18 protein-coding genes are annotated in these 19,981 nt (G+C 52.2%); 2 read left to right on the plus strand and 16 right to left on the minus strand.

Going from position 1 to position 19,981, the window contains the following annotated elements; all coding sequences use genetic code 11:
- Positions 1–76: 76 nt before the first annotated feature.
- The 4 genes from lepA to gpr all read right to left on the minus strand — a co-directional run bounded on the left by lepA (position 77) and on the right by gpr (position 4,872).
- Complete coding sequence (gene lepA, locus ACZYR9_RS03440; RefSeq protein ID WP_488977034.1) at positions 77–1,891, minus strand: translation elongation factor 4; 1,815 nt, start codon at positions 1,889–1,891, stop codon at positions 77–79.
- Between the two features lie 82 nt (positions 1,892–1,973).
- Positions 1,974–2,345, minus strand: a complete 372-nt coding sequence (locus tag ACZYR9_RS03445) for a hypothetical protein (RefSeq protein ID WP_488977035.1) — start codon at positions 2,343–2,345, stop codon at positions 1,974–1,976.
- A 44-nt stretch (positions 2,346–2,389) separates the two neighbouring features.
- Positions 2,390–3,640: a stage II sporulation protein P gene (locus ACZYR9_RS03450; RefSeq protein WP_488977036.1), complete on the minus strand. Its 1,251-nt coding sequence runs from the start codon at positions 3,638–3,640 to the stop codon at positions 2,390–2,392.
- Between the two features lie 233 nt (positions 3,641–3,873).
- A complete protein-coding gene (gene gpr / locus ACZYR9_RS03455; protein ID WP_488977037.1) occupies positions 3,874–4,872 on the minus strand; it encodes a GPR endopeptidase in 999 nt (332 codons plus the stop codon).
- Positions 4,873–5,064: 192 nt separating this feature from the next.
- Between gpr and rpsT the strand changes: the two genes are divergently transcribed.
- Complete coding sequence (gene rpsT / locus ACZYR9_RS03460; protein ID WP_488977038.1) at positions 5,065–5,337, plus strand: 30S ribosomal protein S20; 273 nt, start codon at positions 5,065–5,067, stop codon at positions 5,335–5,337.
- A 96-nt stretch (positions 5,338–5,433) separates the two neighbouring features.
- Here rpsT and holA read toward each other — a convergent pair whose 3' ends face one another.
- The 5 genes from holA to ACZYR9_RS03485 all read right to left on the minus strand — a co-directional run bounded on the left by holA (position 5,434) and on the right by ACZYR9_RS03485 (position 10,265).
- Positions 5,434–6,453, minus strand: coding sequence for a DNA polymerase III subunit delta (gene holA, locus ACZYR9_RS03465; RefSeq protein WP_488977039.1), 1,020 nt, complete (start codon positions 6,451–6,453; stop codon positions 5,434–5,436).
- Between the two features lie 292 nt (positions 6,454–6,745).
- Positions 6,746–8,041 carry an anti-sigma factor family protein gene (locus ACZYR9_RS03470; RefSeq protein ID WP_488977040.1) on the minus strand — a complete coding sequence of 432 codons (1,296 nt, stop codon included), beginning with the start codon at positions 8,039–8,041 and terminating at the stop codon, positions 6,746–6,748.
- A 50-nt stretch (positions 8,042–8,091) separates the two neighbouring features.
- Entirely contained in the window at positions 8,092–8,649 is a 558-nt protein-coding gene (locus ACZYR9_RS03475; protein ID WP_488977041.1) for an RNA polymerase sigma factor, read from the minus strand.
- Positions 8,650–8,880: 231 nt separating this feature from the next.
- Entirely contained in the window at positions 8,881–9,084 is a 204-nt protein-coding gene (locus ACZYR9_RS03480) for a 2-hydroxymuconate tautomerase family protein (RefSeq protein WP_210022013.1), read from the minus strand.
- Complete coding sequence (locus tag ACZYR9_RS03485) at positions 9,072–10,265, minus strand: YbfB/YjiJ family MFS transporter (protein WP_488977042.1); 1,194 nt, start codon at positions 10,263–10,265, stop codon at positions 9,072–9,074. Before ACZYR9_RS03485 ends, ACZYR9_RS03480 begins: the two co-directional genes overlap by 13 nt.
- Before the next feature lie 137 nt (positions 10,266–10,402).
- Here ACZYR9_RS03485 and ACZYR9_RS03490 point away from each other — a divergent pair, with 137 nt between their 5' ends.
- Positions 10,403–11,308, plus strand: a complete 906-nt coding sequence (locus ACZYR9_RS03490; RefSeq protein ID WP_488977043.1) for a LysR substrate-binding domain-containing protein — start codon at positions 10,403–10,405, stop codon at positions 11,306–11,308.
- 14 nt (positions 11,309–11,322) lie between these two features.
- Here ACZYR9_RS03490 and ACZYR9_RS03495 read toward each other — a convergent pair whose 3' ends face one another.
- From ACZYR9_RS03495 to ACZYR9_RS03525, 7 genes are all read right to left on the minus strand, one after another.
- Positions 11,323–11,940, minus strand: a complete 618-nt coding sequence (locus tag ACZYR9_RS03495) for an EamA family transporter (protein ID WP_488977044.1) — start codon at positions 11,938–11,940, stop codon at positions 11,323–11,325.
- 352 nt (positions 11,941–12,292) lie between these two features.
- Positions 12,293–12,823, minus strand: a complete 531-nt coding sequence (locus tag ACZYR9_RS03500; protein ID WP_488977045.1) for a hypothetical protein — start codon at positions 12,821–12,823, stop codon at positions 12,293–12,295.
- A 263-nt stretch (positions 12,824–13,086) separates the two neighbouring features.
- Positions 13,087–13,944: an ABC transporter permease gene (locus ACZYR9_RS03505; RefSeq protein ID WP_488977144.1), complete on the minus strand. Its 858-nt coding sequence runs from the start codon at positions 13,942–13,944 to the stop codon at positions 13,087–13,089.
- A gap of 21 nt (positions 13,945–13,965) precedes the next feature.
- A complete protein-coding gene (locus ACZYR9_RS03510; protein WP_488977046.1) occupies positions 13,966–14,964 on the minus strand; it encodes an aliphatic sulfonate ABC transporter substrate-binding protein in 999 nt (332 codons plus the stop codon).
- 18 nt (positions 14,965–14,982) lie between these two features.
- Positions 14,983–15,759 (minus strand): ABC transporter ATP-binding protein, encoded by a 777-nt coding sequence (locus ACZYR9_RS03515; RefSeq protein ID WP_488977047.1) that lies wholly within the window; start codon positions 15,757–15,759, stop codon positions 14,983–14,985.
- A 23-nt stretch (positions 15,760–15,782) separates the two neighbouring features.
- Entirely contained in the window at positions 15,783–17,117 is a 1,335-nt protein-coding gene (locus ACZYR9_RS03520; protein ID WP_488977048.1) for an LLM class flavin-dependent oxidoreductase, read from the minus strand.
- Positions 17,118–17,327: 210 nt separating this feature from the next.
- Entirely contained in the window at positions 17,328–19,919 is a 2,592-nt protein-coding gene (locus ACZYR9_RS03525; RefSeq protein ID WP_488977049.1) for a DNA internalization-related competence protein ComEC/Rec2, read from the minus strand.
- Between the last annotated feature and the right edge of the window lie 62 nt (positions 19,920–19,981).

Genomic DNA, 19,981 nt, shown 5'->3' on the forward strand with positions numbered 1-19,981 from the left:
TCCCTCGAATGGCAAAAGCAGGTGCCTGCTTGAAGCCGCGATAGCCTCCATCAGCACCTGCCCGCCTATGTTAAGTTTAATTATCGTCGATCTTCAGCACCGCCATGAACGCTTCCTGCGGCACTTCTACGGTGCCGACCTGCTTCATGCGCTTTTTCCCTTCCTTCTGCTTCTCCAGCAGCTTCCGTTTACGGGAAATATCGCCTCCATAGCATTTGGCAAGAACGTTTTTGCGCATCGCTTTGACCGTTTCACGGGCAATGACCTTCTGTCCGATTGTCGCCTGAATCGGCACCTCGAACATTTGGCGCGGAATGATCTCCCTGAGCTTTTCACAAATGATACGTCCGCGGTTGTATGCGCGGTCGCGGTGAACGATGAAGGAGAAGGCGTCCACCTGCTCTCCGTTCAGCAGGATATCCATTTTGACCAGATTGGAACGCTTGTAGCCCGAAAGCTCATAGTCAAAGGATGCATAGCCCTTGGTGCTCGATTTTAATTGATCAAAGAAGTCGTATACGATTTCCGACAGCGGAATATCGTAGGTTAACGTGACCCGCGTCGTATCGAGATATTCCATATTGATATATTCGCCGCGCTTGGATTGGCAAAGCTCCATAATCGCTCCGACGTAGTCGTTAGGGACGATGATCGACGCCTTCACGAACGGCTCCTCGACAAAGTCGATTTTGCCGACTTCCGGGAACAGCGACGGATTCTCGATGTTCAGCACCGTACCGTCGGTCTGCGTTACGCGGAATACCACGCTCGGCGCCGTGGTAATAAGCGGGATGTTAAACTCCCGTTCGATGCGCTCCTGAATGATCTCCATATGAAGAAGCCCCAGAAAGCCGCAGCGGAATCCAAATCCGAGAGCGGTTGATGTCTCCGGCTCAAAGGTAAGCGATGCGTCGTTGAGTTGCAGCTTCTCGAGCGCTTCGCGCAGATCGTTGTAATCGCTGGTTTCAATCGGATACAGGCCGCAGAATACCATAGGGTTGATTTTGCGGTAGCCCGGGAGCGGTTCCGGAGTCGGGTTCTTGGCGTCGGTAACCGTGTCACCGACACGGGTATCGCCGACGTTCTTAATCCCCGCCACGATGAAGCCCACATCACCGACTTCCAGCGAATCGACCGTGCCCATCCGCGGCTTGAACGCTCCTACCTCGATGACTTCGAACGATTTGTCCGTCGCCATAAACTTGATTTTCGAGCCTGAACGGATCGATCCGTCAACAACCCGGACGTAAACGATAACGCCTTTGTACGGATCGTAGTGCGAGTCGAAAATGAGCGCCTTCAGCGGTTGGTCGGGATCTCCCGCCGGAGCCGGCACCTTCTGAACCACCTGCTCCAAAATTTCTTTAATCCCGATGCCCGCCTTCGCCGATGCAAGCACCGCTTCGCTGGCATCAAGTCCGATGACGTCCTCGACCTCCTGCTTCACCCGGTCCGGGTCTGCGCTTGGCAAATCGATTTTGTTAATGACGGGCAGAATTTCCAGATTGTTGTCCAAGGCCAGATACACATTGGCCAGCGTCTGCGCCTCGATGCCCTGAGCCGCGTCAACCACAAGCAGCGCGCCTTCGCAAGCGGCGAGGCTGCGGGACACCTCATACGTAAAGTCGACGTGTCCCGGAGTATCGATCAGGTTCAATATATATTCTTCGCCGTCATCGGCACGGTAATTAAGCCTGACGGCCTGCAGCTTGATTGTGATCCCCCGTTCCCGTTCCAATTCCATCTGGTCAAGCACCTGATCCTGCATTTCACGCGACGACAGCGCGCCGGTAAATTCGAGAATCCGGTCAGCCAGCGTTGATTTTCCATGGTCAATATGGGCGATAATGCTAAAATTTCTGATTTTCTTCTGTCTGGCTCGGATATCCATCGGCAGCTAAACCTCACTAACCTGCAAATTTACAATACTTCTCATTATAGCAGTTGTGGAGGAATGCTTCAATGGAGGCCTGTCACTTCAACAGAGCTTCGATCAAGGAGACGAAAGCGCGAATCCCGTGATGCGCCGCAATCTGCAGCAGCTCCCCCGCCTTGTTGCCCACACGATTGATTCCGGTGTCGGCTGTCGGCTCGGCGGACGGCGGCGTTTTCGGTTTGGCTGCCGGGGGCGGTTTGGCCGCAGCTGCACTGCCGCCTGCCGCCGCCGGCTTGTCGGCAGGAGCCGAGCTGTAAGCACGCGGCGCGGGTGCGCCGTCCGCCTGCGCTTTGGCCAGCGGCCCGTGAATCCTCTCTGTTCCCTGTGTGGCGAGCGACACGCCGAAGAAAATGCAGAACGCCATGGCAAGCCCCAAGGAGCTGTACTTTACGAATGCATTGCCTCTCACACGCTTCCTCTCCTTTCATAAAGGGTGTTGGCCGTATCATCGGCTCAGCTTTGTTTCTTCGCTTCCGCCGGTGCAGGCGCAGGGGCCGCATCCACCTTTTCCGCATTCAGGATGACCTGGGAGATGGCAGCCGCAAGCGCGTCCGCGGTGCGATAGCACTCCTCCAGCGTATTGTCTACCCCGCCGATCTCAATCAACACATTGTTCGGCGAGAAATTCTGGTTATAAACGCCGTTGCCTTCTCCGGATTTGGCATGAATCCCCTTGGAAATCCCCGGATATTTGGCCTCCAGCACCTGATCGATCTGCTGAGCAAATTCATAATTTTGCTTCCAGTTCGGATTTTTGCCCCCGATGATAAAATACACCTGCGCATACGTTTGACCGTTAATGGTGGCCGTCGTTTTGTCGCGCCGCTGGGAATCGCGGTGAAGATCGAAATAATATTTCAAATCCGGATGACCGGCCGAAGCTTCCTGCAGCGTTTTAAGAGAGTATCTGTAAGAATAGTAGTAATTGAAGCTCGGCTCGATCGCCGGATAGTTTTTGTCGGAATGAACGGCTCCGATGCCTTCCTTTTCCAGCTTTTCTGCAAGCCTGCGGCCAACAAGCGTCACGTTTTTCTTTGGATCGTAGGCCTTGTCCGGATCCTTCACTCCCTCAAGCTCCGGCAAATAGGACTCCTGATTGTGGGACTGATAAATAAAAGCGACATTTTTGCCTGCCGTCTTTGGAGGCTGCGCGGCCGGAAGCGGATATTCAGGACCTTGAACCGGACCTGCCGCCGCTGCGCCCGGGTTCGCCGTGATGGAGCCGGCCTCGCCCAAATCCTCTCTCTCAAACACCCCGGATTTCGGTCCGAAATCCATAGGGGAATCCGCCTCCCCTGCCCCTTTGCTCAGCAAAACGGTCCGATCCTGCCCCATCCCCGGCACCTCTCTGGCGATCAGCGTCTTCGGGTCATGCGGGTTCAGATCGGTCACAAGCGAAAACAAAAAGCTCGATACGTTGGATTGCGAGAACGTAAACGTCTTCCCGTCCGACGGTAAATGGGGAATCTCCATGCCCATCATATCCGTAAAAAAACGGCTCGACACCGAAGCCGCAAGCCCCTTCATGGAAGAAGACGGCTCCGTATTCCTGATTTTGGAGTGCACGTATCCGAATAGCCCCAGCGCTATAAAAAACAACAGGCATCCCGTCATCAAAACGGTTAGGGTCCGCATATACACGTCGATGGATTGTTTTGCTTTTCGAATTTTGCTTAAGTTCACCGTAATCGCCGGCCATTTCATTGCCATTCCTCCTTCTTCCACTTCAGGTTCTGCAGGTGCGGCGGCGGTCACTCGGAAGCCGCCCGCATGTTCGACTCTTGGCTGGTCTACTATCAACTCTATGAAGAAGAGCAAATCGATAGAACCTGAAAATAATAGACCCGATCAAAAGAAGGAGAATGCACCCGTCCGTCCGACAAAAAAAGCGCCTGAACGACTCTTTACCGAGCCATTCAGGCGCTTTCCCGCCTCGATTAATGTGTATAGGCCGCTACATTGTCGACATCCACCGCTTCATGCAAGGCGGCGTTCAAGCCGCTCGCGATAATATTGGCAATATCTTCAATGAACTGGTCGATATCTTTGGGCGTGACCAGCAGATCGTGTCCGAGCGGATTGAGCACTTCCTTGACGAGCTGCAGCCGCTCCTGCTCCTGCATATTGTCGAGCAGTCCGAGGATATGTCCGGTATTGGAGGTTTGCTGCCGGAAATGGTGATGCATCATATCGAACGCATTATTTACAATCGTAGAAGCGTAAACGACGGTAGGCACACCGATCGCTATACAAGGAACACCTAATGTATCTAGCGTAAGTCCCTTGCGTTTATTACCGATGCCCGAACCGGGATGAATGCCTGTGTCGGCAATTTGAATCGTTGTATTCACCCTTTCGAGCGAACGGGAGGCTAGCGCGTCAACGGCGATGACCAGATCCGGCTTTGACCGGTCGACGATTCCCTGCACGATCTCGCTGGTCTCAATCCCCGTTGTACCAAGCACCCCTGGCGCTACTGCGCTGATGGGACGGTATCCGGGACTCACCTGACCCGGCATCAGTTCAAAGTAATGCCTTGTTACCATGACGTTCTCAACCACCATCGGACCCAAAGCATCCGGCGTCACATTCCAATTGCCGAGCCCGATAATAAGAACGCTGGCATTGGGCCCAATATTCAACTTTCGCAAAAATTTCTCGAATTCCTGAGCCAGGACAGTGGCCACTCTATCCTGAAGAACGCTGTCTTTTTGCCGGAGCGCCGGCACTTCAATCGTAATATAATGACCCGGCAGCTTCCCCAGTGCGCGGGATCCTTCCTCGGAGGCAATATCGATCAGACTGACATGGATGCCTTCTTGCTCAAAGCTCGACGTATGGACGCCCGGTATGGACGAACCGGAGGGGGAAGCCAATTCGTTCGCCTCCAGCGCCAGGTCTGTCCGGACGGAGTAGACGCTTAAGTCCAGATCCATAAACTCGTCCCCTTTCCTATTGTTCTCATGGTATAGAGTGTGAAAAAGCGGTAAACGTTATGCAAAAGTTTTACAGCTCTCTCCTGCATTTCTATTGCAATTTAAAATGCCTCATGTTAGAATATCTAGAGTTGTCTACGAATGATGATTTTGACATTTGTTTTTTGCAAGTTGTAGTAGGAGGTGAACGTCATGCCAAACATTAAATCCGCGATTAAACGTGTGAAAGTGAGCGAAAAGCGCCGTCTGCGCAATGCCTCTCATAAATCCGCGCTTCGCACTGCTGTGAAATCTTTCGAAACAGCTGCAGCAAGCAACAACGTGGAAACAGCTAAAGCTGCCCTGATCGCTGCCAGCAAGAAGCTGGACAAAGCAGCGACTAAAGGATTGATCCATAAAAATGCCGCTGCCCGCAAAAAGTCCCGCTTAGCGAAAAAGCTTAACGCTCTTTCCGCGCAGGCTTAAGTCCGAGCAACGAAAGAAAGACCATGTGTCCTTTACGGATACATGGTCTTTTTGGTTTATCCAAGCCATAAGGCAGGAGCTTTGTTCATCAGTGAATCAAGAAGCCAGCTTCAGCAAAAACATCTCCAGTCCGAGCACCTTATCGATCTTACCGCTTTTCATCCGGTAATCCAGATCCCCCAGCTGCTGTAAAATATGAGCCAGCCGCTTCAGCTCAAACTTCGCCGCTTGACCCGCTGCAATTTTGACCCCATACGGATGCAGGCCGATCTGACCGGCAATCTGCTGCTGGGAATAGCCCTGCTGCAGCAGATCCTTCACTTGAAACATGATCCGGAACTGCCGGGCGATCAGCATGACGATCTTGATCGGCTCTTCCTTGCGCCGCAAGAGCTCATTGAGCAGGGTGAACGCCTGCTCCAGCTCCACCTGCACAATATGCTCGATGAGCTGAAAAATATTTTGTTCGATGCTTCTGGTTACAAGCTGCGCCAAATCAGCAGAGGTGACGGTTCCGCCCCGACCGATATAGAGGGCGCATTTCTCCAATTCTTTGGCCAGAGCCTGCAGGCCAGTCCCCGTATACAGGATCAGCTGCTCCGCTACGCCGGGAGCCAGGCTGATGCCCGCTTTGTCCGCTTCCTGATTCACCCAATGGATCAATTCGTCGGCCGAAAGCATCGTGCAAGGAATCAATGCATTCGCTTCCTTTAAGGCTTTGACGATTTTTTTGCGTTCATCGAGCTTATCCGCATCCACCGTAAAGACAATCACGCTGAACTCAACAGGCGTCTTCAAATAATCGGTTAACCGGTCCAGCTTGTGTTCAACCTTGCCGCTCTCCTTGGCCCCTGTCAAAAAAAGTGCATTAGAAGCCACAACCAGCTTGCTGGGCACCATAAAAGGAAGGGTCTCGGCTTCCTCAATAACGGCTTCCACCGGTGTTTCCGTCAGGTCGTAACGGGCTACGGCAAACGCTTTATGCTCCGGCAGCGCCAGCTTGTCCGTCAAACGGTTGATCAACTCCCGGATCAAGTAGCTCTCTGAGCCGTAACATACATAAACCGGCGCGAACTGCCCTTTATCTATTTGTTTGACCGCTGTCTTGTAATCCATCGCCGTTATCCACCATCCCCGTCCTGTGCGTCTCATCAGATACGCTTTATGATACCAACAACAAAGGGATTACGTCAAAACCGGTACGGTCTGACCTAATCCCTTTGTCCGAAACCCATCTATATAAACACCGCCGAAAGGCTCTAGAAACCCCTTAGCGGCCGGTGGTCATACGACGTGAATCGTTAATCATATGGGGCTGCTGGATATCTTAGTATACGCAGAGTCCGTCAGAAGTGTGCAAAACCGGTTTAAAACCAATCATTCCCCTATCAAATGCCAGAGTCGATGTTTAATTTTTGCCGGCTTTTGTTTCCGTCTCCGTCTGCTCTGCAAGTGAAACGACAAACAATCTCGATTGCTCGTGCATCTTTACGCTATACGTCAGCTTATGATCTGCAGACCACTCGACCAACTCCACCCGGTCCGCATCCTCCCAAGAATATTTGGAGACATAAGCCTCTTGTCCGTCCTTGGTCCGTACCGTCACACGAGCCTGCTCTATATAAGCGGTATATTTCCCGTCAGGGGAAGTCAGCTGGTGCACCGGCGGCGCCTCTGCCTCCGGCATGCCCATAATTCCCATCGAAGGACCGCCCTTGTTCTGATGATGCCCAGGAACAGCCGGCTCCCCTTGCGGCTCCTTGCTGCCGTCGTTCGCAGCGGGATCCGTGATGGAGGAACTACCGAACGAAGGCTCTTGGGCGGACTCCGGAGGCTCTGCGGCAGGAGGCTGCGAGCCTCCTGCCGCGCGATCTGTCGGAGCCGGATCAGGCTGAGTCCGTGAAACCGGAGACCCTTGGGGATTGGCCGCCGGTTCATGGCGATCCTGTGCGGCTGAAGGCGTCACCGCTTGGGGTGCGCTCGCCTTTGGCGTCTGGCTCAGTCCATTGTGAGAAACCTCCGGTATCCGGCGCTCCTCCTCTCCCGAAGCCGTTTCTTTCGGCGCTTCGTTTCCGTCCGGCGCTCCGTTTTGATTCGTCGTATTCATTCCGTTATGATCTGAAACCTCCGGCGTCGTTGATTGTTCTTGAGCCGACATCGTGCCGGACGAATTGTTGGCCGGTGCACTGCTCGAACTTTGTGAGGCGCTATCCTTTGCTTGTTGCTGGTTCAGCCCAAGCCATATGCCGCCCGCGTCCGGTCCGGCTTGCTGCTGCTGGAACAGAAAGAATCCGAACACAAGACCGGCCGCAACAACGCCTCCAAACAATGGAAAGGAAAACCATTCCTTGACGTTTTTTCGTTTGCTCCCGGATTTGAGCTGCTCTGTTGGAGACAGTACAGCCGGCTCCTCCAGCTGGAGTGCCGCTCCTTCCTCTCCCGTCTGTGCAGACCATACTGCTCCCGGAACCTGTCCGTCGGCTTCAAGCTGCTCCAGCTTCGGCATGATGGCGTCCACCAGACTGAAGGGTGGGGTTACCTTAGGCAAGCTCTCGAGCTCGTGCGACAAATTCACAAGACGCTCGAACAGCTCGGTGCAATCCGGACATTGCTGCAGATGCCCCAGCATCCGGTTATACTCCGTTTCATCGAGATCCCGATCTAGGTATCTCTGCATCAGCTCGATCACCTCTTGACACATCATCCCCGTACACTACCTTTCTTTGGTGTCGTATATCCCCTATTTTTAGTCGCTCATCCCCGAACCGTATCTTTGCCCGATTTTTTATACTCCCCAAGAATCGTTTGCAGCTGCTGCCTTGCTCTGAACAAGTAAGATTTCACCGTATTGATCGGCAAATCCAACGATTCCGCTATTTCATTATAGGAGAAATCCTCCAAATATCTCAGTACGACCACCGATCGATGGTGCTGTGGCAGCTTGTCGATCGCGTCCCTGATGTCCTGGGCGATATACGATGACATAACTTCGTCTTCCACCGTTTTATGGTCGGTAAAGCTCAGATCGTGCTGTTCAATCGAAACCGTCGGCTTGGCCCGACGGAATTTATCGATGCAAAGATTCGTCACGATGCGCTGAACCCACGTTTTAAACTGAGCCTTTTCTTCGTAGGAGTTGATTTTCGTATAGATTCGGATTAACGCTTCCTGTGCGGCGTCTAACGCATCCTGCTCATTGCCCAGAATGTAATAAGCGGTGCGGTAAACATGGTTCTCAATATCTCGCAGTAGGGTAATTAGAGCGTCGCGATCGCCCGATTGGGCAGCCTTTATTAGTTCTGGCGCTACCACTGGGATCCCCCTCTCTTGCAACCTTATAAACGTTCCGAACCGCAAAAATGTTGCAGCATGTCTCGAACTCTATAAGAATATCAAATTTTTCCTTTAAGGTATATAGACGGAAAAAACACATCCAATGGCCATAATTTTCTGATTAATATACGTATGTAACGATTTTTTGTTCCGCCCGAAAAACAAAAAAAGATTTCAACAGCGCGGATGCGCTGCTGAAATCCGGATGGATTACTTTCCTTGCTTTCTGCGTACCGTGACCGACTCGCCGCCAATCCCCCAATTGTCGGTGTCCACTTCGTCAATGACGACAACGGTCGTTTGCGGATTTTTGCCAAGGACATCCACCAACAGCTGGGTTACCCCTTGAATCAGCTCGGCTTTCTTCTCCGGCGTTACATTTTCTTTCGTAATCTTAATGTTTACATAGGGCATGTCGATCGTCCTTTCGCGTGAATAGGGATGATGATAATGCAAGCGCCCAGCAAAACGATGGCGGCCGCTCCGGCAAGCGACCATTGATAGCTCCCGGTCAGAGCGGCGAGCAGGCCTGCGGCCGTCGGACCGGCCATTTGGCCTGCGCCATAGATGGCCGTAAGAAGTCCGATGCTTCTTCCGGTATCTTGAACCGCCAGATGCCTTGCCAATGAAACCGCCAACGTCGTAATTCCCATGAACGTGGCTCCAAAAAGTATCGCCCCTACGGCTAACCCGGCCGCTGTAGGGAAAACCACAGGCAAGACAATCCCGACAGCCTGAAGCAGCATCGAGAAGAACAGCATCCGCTCTTGTCCCCAGCGCTCCTGAAGCTTGGACCATATCCAGCAGGAAGGGACAGCCGCCGCTCCCGCCAGAACCCAGCTCCAAGAGGAAAGCTCCTTCATCGCGGGTACACTTTGGGCATAAGCGACCAAGAACGTTCCCGTCACGATGTACCCCAGTCCTTCCAAGCCATAGGCCAGCTGCAGGCGAAGCATTCGCTTATCCATACGGGGCGCGTCCTTCACGGAGGAGCCGGTTGCATGCGAAATCGGCTTGCGGTCTCCATATTCCCGCAGCCCCCGCCAGCCTGCGATGAGCAGAACGGCGCAGAGCAGCGCGAGTCCCAGCCATATGCCCTGCCAGCCAAAGGATGTCTCGAAAAGCGGAACCGCAAGTCCGGAAGCTGCGATCCCCGCTCCGACTCCGCCGTAGAATACGCCGGAAGCGCTATCAAATCCCCGAAGACCTGCAAGGCCGTCCATCACAATGCCGGATGCATACACGAATACCGCCGCTCCGGCAAGTCCGGAAATAAACCGCAGCGCCAACCATAGCGGATAGAGCGTCGTCAATCCCATCAGCGCGGTGGTCAGCACACTGACAATGAGGGCGAGCTTGAGCCATCGGAGCCTACGCTTGCTGCCCGAAAACCATGCCGTCAGAACGGCTCCGGCCAAATACCCCGCATAATTCGCCGATGCAAGCGCCCCCGCTCCGGCTTCTCCGAAAAACTGCCGTTCCAGCATATACGGAAGAATAGGCGTATAAGCGAAACGGCCGACGCCCATGGCGATAAATAGGGCCAATATACCGCTGATTAACAGCGCCAGCGGCCGTTTTGCCGATGCGTTCATGCCCGCCCCTCCTCCGGTCTCCAATGTTTAGCGGCTTGCTATTGTTTATCATAATCCTTTCTTGCTATCATGTAAAATATGTAATATTGATATATTATATCTGAAATAAAGATACCAAGAATAAGGGGGACTCTACGTTGGATATCGACATGCTCAAAGCTTTCCAAACGGCGGCAGTGGCCGGAACCGTCTCTAAGGCTGCCCAACAGCTTGGCTACGCGCAATCCAATATCACCACGAAAATCCGCCAGCTGGAAAACGACTTGGGAACGCCGCTCTTTTATCGTCATAACCGCGGCATCACCTTAACCCCTGCAGGAAAAACCCTTAAGAGCTATGCGGACCAAATGCTGCGCTTGATGGAAGAAGCACGCAGAGCCGTGACCGACGGAACTGTACCGACAGGCTCATTGTCCATCGGTTCAATGGAAACGACAGCCGCGGTACGTCTCCCCGAGCTGCTGGCCTCCTATCATCGTTTGTACCCGGAAGTGAACCTGTCCTTGGTCACCGGCCCGACGGAACAGCTTGTTCAAGCGGTGCTCGATTATGAGCTCGACGGCGCTTTTGTCGCCGGACCCGTAGATCACCCCGACCTCCTGCAGGAATCTTTCATCGAAGAAGAGCTTATGATCGTTACCGATTCCGCTCACCCGAAACTGTCTTCCCCCAAAGAACTGGGCTCTCGCACGATATTGGCGTTTCGCGCCGGCTGCTCCTACCGGGCCAAAATGGAGCAGTGGCTTCATGAGGAAGGCGTTATGCCTGTGAAAATTCTGGAATTCGGCACGCTCGAAACCATTCTCGGCTGCGTAGCCGCCGGATTGGGCATCTCCCTGCTTCCCCGTTCGATCGTTCAGCGCAAAGCGGAGGAGGGCTTTATCCGCTGCCACTCCATTCCGCAAAAGCACGGCCGGGTGTGGACCGTACTGATTCGGCGCAAGGACGCTTACGTGTCGCGGGCATACGCGGCGTTCACAGACCGGATTCGTCCGATAACGAACAATGGAGAGAGAGACATAGAAAGACCGCCCTTCAAATGAAGAGCGGTCTGTCATCACGACAGCTTGTTCACTGCCGGTTTCATCCGTTTCGCAGTGCTCTTACGTTCGGACAGGACAATACCCGCAAGGATCAAACCGATGCCGAGCCACTGTACCCATCCCGTCCGCTCTCCAAGCAGCAAGCCCGAGATGACAATCACGACGGGAAGCTCTATGGCTCCGAGAATCGCCGCCATACCTGTATCGAGGCGCGGTGCCCCTTTGGCAAATAAATAAGGAGGCAGGACCATGCCGAACAAGGCCAGAATGCCTCCCCACAGCCACAGCCCCTCAGCAAGCGAGCCGTTCCACAAAAACTGGGGAGGATAAATAAGCGAAACCACAATAGCCGCTCCGGTAACCATCCATGAGCTTCTCAGCAGAGCCGGCACCTCGACGGCTACCTTGCCGCTGAAATAAATGAACAGCGTGTAGCTTGCCGCCGCAAGCAGTCCGAGTCCCACTCCGGACAAATGAATGGACTTCGTTGTTCCCATCCATAAGCCGGAGGCGAGCACCGTGCCCGCGAGGATGACCGCTACTCCCGCAACCTGAAAGCTCCCGGGCTTTTTGCCGTGCAAAAGCCAATCCATCAGCAGTCCCATCCAGGTAAATTGAAACAGCAGCAGCACGGCAAACGATGCATCCAGCGACTGCAGTGAATAATAATAGAAGACACCGGTAAGCCCAGTAATTAAACACTGACCGCCCCGGTATCTGTTTTATTTTACGCCAGTACGGTAAAGTGATCAGCCACATCGCGACCAGCCCGATCCATACCTGGCTGCCCGTTACCTCGCCCGGCGTAAATCCGTAGCTATAAGCCAGCTTGACAAAGGTCGACAAAATACCGAAAGACGCGGCTCCCAGCAGCACCAGGATGCTGGCTTTGAAACGATCGGAGTGTAACCCTCTATTTTGTATAATCCCTCACCCACCCGCGGCTATGCCGCACAGATGAAGATCATAGCAAAAACAGAACGTTTATTCAAGACGGATTTTATCTTTACGCTTTTTCAGCCAACGGAAATAATCGTTTTTCACGGGTGCAGCCGTCCCCAGCTGCCCATGATGCTTGTTGTGCATCCATCTTATCGAGACAGGCACCACGAGCAGCGCAATGACGCCCATTCCCATAAATAATTGCTGCACGGCCAATACGCCTGCTTCCTGCGCGGGCATGACCAGCGCATATACGCTTCTTTTGGCTTCAAAAAACATGGAAAATAAGACAACCGCCACAGAGGCGGTAATTTGCGCTACGACATGATTCATGGACATCGCCCGGGCTACCCGAAAGGAGGGTAAAGCGTTCAGACCTACCGTCATAGCCAGTCCCATCGCCAGCGCCTGAGGCAGAAGGAAAAGCCCCGTCTTCAGTGCGCTGTAATGCAGGACCTCCTGGAGCGGCAGCGGAATCAGCAGAATGCCTGCAAATATACTGGCCGTCGTCACCAGCCGTTCATTTCCATGGACTTTGATTTCAATGTGCTGGCATTCATTTTCATCACGCATCCTTTACTCTGGAGGGGATGCCCGCCTTTCCAAATGATCCGGTTGGGAGCTCACTTTCCCGCACGCACGGGCGTATGGTTTATTCCACATCCTATGAATTTCATGTTCCCATTCACGACATGGTCGATACGATTTCTTCCCGCTATAGGGATATGATGGAATTTGCGCAATAAAGGTTCCATTAGGGAAGCCAGACACAAAAAGGCGCTCGAGCTGCAGCTCGAGCGGCACACACCTATTCTGCTAACCTATTAGCCCATGCGTTATCCCGAATAACTATCCCGCCACTTCAGCATTTTCTTCTCCAAAAAGCGGACGAAGGAATCGGAGAGCTTACCGACAAACGCAAAGATGAGAATGCCTGCGATGACGACGGCGGTTTGGGAGAATTGTCTTGCGTCATTAATCATATAACCAACGCCTTCACTTGATCCCATTAATTCCGCTACGACCAGCCCCAGCCATGAAACGCCGAGTGATAACCGCAAGCCGAGCAAAATATGGGGTAATGCCGCAGGGATGATTAATGTTGAAATGAGCTTCCATTGATTAAATTCCAGCACTTCGGCCACTTCAAACAGCTTTTTATCCACCCCGCGGATCCCGGTAAAGGTGTTGATATAAAGCGGAAAAAAAGCACCTAGCGCAATAAGCAGCACCTTCGACGTTTCTCCGATTCCGAACCAAAGAATAAAAAGCGGAGTGATGGCAAGATGAGGAATCGTTCTTAGCATTTGCACGGACGGATCGACCATCTCCTCAACCTTCCGAAATAATCCGGCCAGGATTCCGAATAATAGTCCCAACGATCCGCCAAGCAGAAAGCCGAGGAAAGCACGGGTTAAGCTGACGTTCAGATGGCTGATCAATTCCCCGGAAACCCATAATTCCCAGAATGCTTTTATAATTTGAAGGGGAGACGGCAAAAGCGTGCCGGAGACCAGTCCATAATAAGCGGTGAGCTGCCATAGGACCACCACAAGAACAGGCAGCATAAGTCCTCTGACGACACTTTTACTCCATGATCCGGGTTTGCCCGGATTGCCGCCGGAGACCGATTTATGATGAATCGGCTCTGTTTTGGAATTTGTTCCTGCACTTACAGATTGGAATGCCTTCATCGCTCTCATTTGTACCACCCGCTAGTTTGTTTTAGATTTATTTTTCACGCCGGTAATAAACGTATTGTCAATCACCTTGGCCACCTCAACCTTATTTTTGATTCCGCCGAGCTGATACAGCGTGTCCGCCGTTATCTGGTGTTCTTTCATATAGTCATCCGGCATCGGATCGTTACGGAAATCCGTATTTTTCACAATATTCTCTACAATGCTTTTGTCCAGCTTAAACTCGGAAGCATAAAGGTCTACGGCCTCGCCAAGATGGTTCTCCTGCCAAGCTACGGCTTCATCCAGCGCTTTTAGATAAAGGTTCACGAGTTCCGGATGCTCGCCGGCAAATTTGGTGCTGGTTACGACGAAATTCGGGCTCGGCATACGCAGATCCTCACCGGATACCAGAATCTTAGCTCCGACGGCGGCGATCTCCGTACTGATGAACGGTTCCCAAATCCCCCATGCATCCACATTCCCGTTCTCAAATGCAGACTTCGCTTCGGAAGGCGCCAATTGAATTAATTTCACATCGGACGGCTTCAGCCCCGCCTGATCCAACGTCCGGTAAATCAGATTGTAAGAGGTGCTGCCTTTGGCAACCGCTATTTTTTTGTCTTTTAAATCCTGAATGCTTTTCATCGGACTGTCTTTTGGAATCAATACCACATTGTTTTTGAGTCCTGTACTGTATAACGAAATGATTTTAAAATCGATACCTGCGGCTTGAGCCACAATGACCGGGGTATTGCCGCATGCCAGGAAATCAATGTGATTGGCGGACATGGCCTCGAATTCTTCAGGACCGGTTTGAAATTCAATCCAATTGACCTTTGCTCCCTTTTTGGCGAACTGCTGCTCGATAAAGCCTTTTTCTTTTGCCAGATAGGCTGGAGAGACTGTTTTAATAAAACCGATATTTACCGTAATATTTTCTTCGAATTCGTTGCTTGTTTTTGTTGCGCATCCCGTAATAGAAAGCATGATGATAAATGAAAGTAAAAATAAGATCCGTTTCTTGAGCTTCATTGTCTTTTCCCCCATGCATTAAATTCCTGCCCCTTCAACCAAAGGAACACTTTCCCATTTTTCAAATTCCTGCAATACCTTCAAGCGGAAGCGTTGAAAAGACTCGCTTGCTCTTGTCCGAGGATAAGATAGCATATTTGGAATGACATCACGGATCATCCCCGGTTTGGCTCCCATGATAACAATTTTTTGGGAAACAAATACCGCTTCGTCGATATCATGAGTCACGAAAATCATCGTTGTCTTTTTGTTTTCCCAAATTTCGAGGATGGCTTCCTGCATATGGGATCTTGTAAATGCGTCCAAAGCGCCGAAAGGCTCATCCAAGAGCAGCACCTGAGGCTCCCTGAGGAGAGCACGGGCTATGGAAACACGCTGCGCCATCCCCCCGGAAAGAGCTTTGGGATACGATTTTTCAAAGCCTTTGAGGTGGGTCAATTCCAACAGCTCGACAACCTTTTTGCGGATCACCGGCGTTTGAAGAGAGTAGTTCGCCGCAATATTCTCCTCCACTGTCAACCAAGGAAAAAGCCGATGCTCTTGAAATATAAACCCCTTTTCCATGCTGGGGCTGTTCACTTTTTCCGCCCCCAGATATACGGCGCCTATATGATCGTTATCCAGTCCGGCGATAATTTTCAAAAGTGTGCTTTTTCCGCATCCGCTCGGCCCGATAATAGCAATAAATTCCCCCTGGCCGATATCCAGATTCACGTTTTTCAATACAGGCAGCGGGCCTTTGCCGGTTTTAAAGGTTTTGTTGACATTTTCAATTCGAATGGATTTTTCCCTCAAGGCAATCACCCCTCTCATAAATCTTACAGGACCGCTGTTTTACTGAATTGATTTTGCGGTATCGGGAGTCCCAAGTGGTCTCGCAGCCATCGTCCTGCATATTCCTTTCTGAATAAACCTCTTTCTTGCAGGATAGGGATCACCGTATCCACAAATTCATTCAATCCTCCGGGCAAATAAGGGGGCATGATATTGAAGCCGTCAGCGGCATCGTTGACAAACCATTCTTCCAACTGATCCGCAATCATTCCGGGCGTACCCACCAGGGTGCGATGACCGCGGGCTCCGGCTATTCGCAGGCTCAGCTCCCTTATAGTCAAATTTTCTTTTTTAGCCATCTGGAGTAAAAGATCAAATCTGCTCTTCCCTCCGTTCGTTTCAGCGAATTCAGGAAGCGGTCCGTCCAGCGGATACACCGACAGATCATGATCCATAAGGTCGGATAACAGACCTACGCCCGCCATGGGATGAACGAGTTCCTGAAGATAAGCTTCCTTTGCCCTCGCCTCTTGAGGCGTAGCACCAATAACAGGAAGAATTCCGGGCATAATTTTCACTTCATTTGCCGATCTTCCGTATAGATGCAATTGTTTTTTCACATTTGCATAAAACGACCTTGCGTCTTCAAGTGAGCGCTGCGCAGTAAAAATGACCTCCGCCGTTTGTGCGGCAAGCCGCATTCCCGCTTCAGAGGAGCCGGCCTGAATAATGACGGGCCGGCCTTGCGGGGTGCGGGAAACATTAAGCGGACCCCGGACCGAAAAGTACCTGCCTTCATGATGGATCGTATGAATTTTGCTGGTGTCGGCGAATATTCCCGATTCTTTATCGATGATTAATGAGCCCTCTTCCCAGCTGTCCCACAAACCCTTGACGACATCAATGTATTCCTTGGCCCGCTCGTACCGCAATCCGTGATCCGGGTGTTTATCCTTGCCAAAGTTATAAGCCTCGGTGGAATAAGCGGAGGTGACCACATTCCAAGCCGCGCGTCCTCCGCTAAGGTGATCCAAAGACGCAAACATTCGGGCAATAGGATACGGCTCTGTATAAGTCGTTGTTACGGTAGCCGCCAATCCGATATATTCCGTCACACCAGAAAGCGCGGACAACAAGGTAATGGGCTCCGGCTTGACAGAAGCCGTATAGGAAACAGCGGTATCGTTGGGGAGCACGATATTGTCGGCGAGGAAAATCATATCGAACTTTCCCTTTTCCGCTGTTTGGGCAACCTCTCTATAAAAATTCAGATCCAGGATTCGCGAGGAGCCGGCCTCCGGATGTCTCCACGCTGCAATATGATGACCGACATAATAAAGAAAAGCACCCAAATGCATTTGTCTTGGTTCAGTATTCATAAGCCTCTCCTCTTTCAACCGAATTTTGAAAAAAAAAAGACAGCGGGAAACTCAACATGAAAAACGTTGGTCTCCGGCTGTCCGGTCGAATCCTTATAATTCCTATAGGAATTAATTTAAATAAAACAATAGCATCTTTGCTTTTATATGTCAATAGATCTTACTGATGCTCTATTTAGGCTCTAGTCCATGAACCCACAGTGCTGCATCTCAATCCTTCAATTTCGTGCGCATATAAATTTGGCCGTTGCGGACGGTCATCTGCACCTCACCGTGACGGTCGGTGCGGTGAACGCTGACCCGATGCGCAGTCAAACGATCCAGTACGGAAGGATGCGGATGGCCATACATATTATTGACTCCTGCCGAAATCACGGCATGTCGGGGCCGCCATGCTCTCAGCCATAGCTCTGAGGTAGAAGACTTGCTCCCATGATGCGCCACCTTTAAGACATCGATCGGGGCTTTAAGCAAATCCGCTGCATCAGCCGCCGTCGCCGCCCATCTTTCCAGCAGCTTTCGTTCCGACCCTTGAGCAATGTCCCCCGCAAACAGCCATCGCGTTCCGGACATCTCCATAAGAAACACGATGGAGCTGGGATTTTGGTCCTGCTCCAAACGCAGACCCGAGCCGTCAGCTTCCTGCAGCGGATACAAAAAATGAAGCACCGTGTCCGGACCTGCCTCCAGCCTGTCTCCGGCACGCGCATCCAAAAGCTGTGTACCGCGGTCCAGCGCCGTTTGGAACAGCTTCTCCACGCCGGGAACCGGTTTGAGCGTCCCGTTAAAAATCAGCCGCTTCACAGGAATCTGCTCGAGAACCGCCTGTAGACCTCCAAAATGGTCGACATCCTGATGAGTTAGAATCAGCTCGTCAATGGTCTGAACACCGCGTTTTTTGAGCAGCGGCACGAGAAGCTTACGGCCGACTTCATACGGATCCTTCCGCTGCCTCCATTCTTCGCCGGGCTTGCGAAAGGATAAGGTCCCTCCGCCATCGATCAACAGATAGCCTCCGCTGCCCGGATATTGGATTAAGATACTGTCTCCTTGACCGACGTCGAGGAAATGCACTTTGCCCTCCGGCTTCCCCCGCCTAGGATCATAGCCGGTCCACAAAACGGCGGCAAAGCATACGATCACGGCCGGTAGGAACACATATCGGGTCCACCGATGAAGCTGAAGCTTGCCTCTTTGCTCCGCCATGGTATACAGCATAGGCTGCGGCTCGGCCCCTTCAGGAAGACGCTGCCCGACCAGCATCAGGACCAGCAGCGCCAACAGTCCATAATACATCAGAATCCAAACCGGTTCGGGGCTTGGCCAAATGGTCTGAAACCCATCCAAGCGGCTGGACCACTCCACCATAAAGAACAGAACCGCATTTACCCGCTCCACGATCCAAGCGAACGGTTTGGCGAGAAATGCAGTAATAAACGCCAGCAGCATCGCCGCCGTTCCCACCGGCATGACGATCATACTGAACACCGGAACCAGAAAAAAATTAGCAGCGAACGAAAGCAGCGAAAACTGACTGAAATAATAAATCGTGAGCGGAAACGACACGAGCTGCGCTACCACGGTAATGGAGACGGCATCGCGAAGCCTGGGCCGCTTCTTCGGAAGCAGCTTATTCATCGCCGGGACACCTAGAATGATCCCCAGCGTCACCAGATAAGACAGCTGGAAGCTGACGTTCACCAGATAATAAGGGTTCCACATCAGCATGCCAACTCCGGCGATCAACGCAATGTGCAGCCCGTCCTTCAACCGGTTCCGATAGGCCGCATATAACCCGATCATGGCCATGATTCCCGCTCTCACGATGGAAGGAGCCGCTCCCGTCACGGCAATATATACAGGCATCAGAACGATGGCCGTAAGTAAATACGTTTCACGCGTAAAACCGCAACCGCGCATGACCCATATCAAGCAGGCAAGGAAAATCGCTACGTTTAAACCGGAAATGGCGATGATATGCGTAAGTCCGAGCCGTGAAAATTGATCGAAGAGCTCCGGGTCGATATCATCCTCAAGACCGATCAGCATCCCTTTCATAAAGCCGCTCTGTTCTTCGGGAAACAGCTGCTCCACTTTGGCCGCAAGCTTCTCGCGGAAGCTGTCGTTAGCACGAAGCGCCAGCCACCCTCCCCACTCTCCCGGTTTCGGAGGGGTCACGTTAACTCCATCCAGTCCTTTGGCCGTCATTTGCCAATGAATGTGCTGAAACCTTAAATACCGCCTGTAATCAAAGCCCCCGAAGTTGCGGGCTTCTCCCGGCCGAAATAGCCCCCCCTCCAGTTCTATCCTATCGCCTCTTTGCCAATTCGCCGCGGCGTTGTGCTCCTCCTTCTCCAAAAGACGGATCGAAAATTGAATATGCTCCCCTTGACCTCCGTTTTCCGGCGGAAGCCCCTCCCCGATCGATACCCGTTCCGCCTTCGCCTGGAAAGAAACTCGGTCTCCGTCCACCTCTACCGGCGTCATGATTCTGCCTTGAAACGCCACTCCGCTGATCTCCTCCGCCTCCAGCGAGATCAGACTTCGGTTGCCGGCATCATATTCACCGTACCATCCGGCCGCGGCCAAAGCGATCAGAACACCTAAAATCCAGGCCGAACCCGTCGGTTTAAGCCTCAGAATCAGACCGCCAAAAATCCCTGCACCCAAAGTAAGAAACAGATTCATCCAAGCCATCGGGTACACAAAAGCTAAAGCATACCCCATCGTCCAGCATAGGGCGAGCATGACAACTGGTCTTCCCGTCATCCCGATACCTGTCAGCTCCCTTCGGTTTGCCAATAAACAAAGAACCTCTTTCCGAACACATGGCTAACCATGTCCGAAAAGAGGTTCTTCCTCCA

This window comes from Paenibacillus sp. F024, from assembly GCF_057814255.1.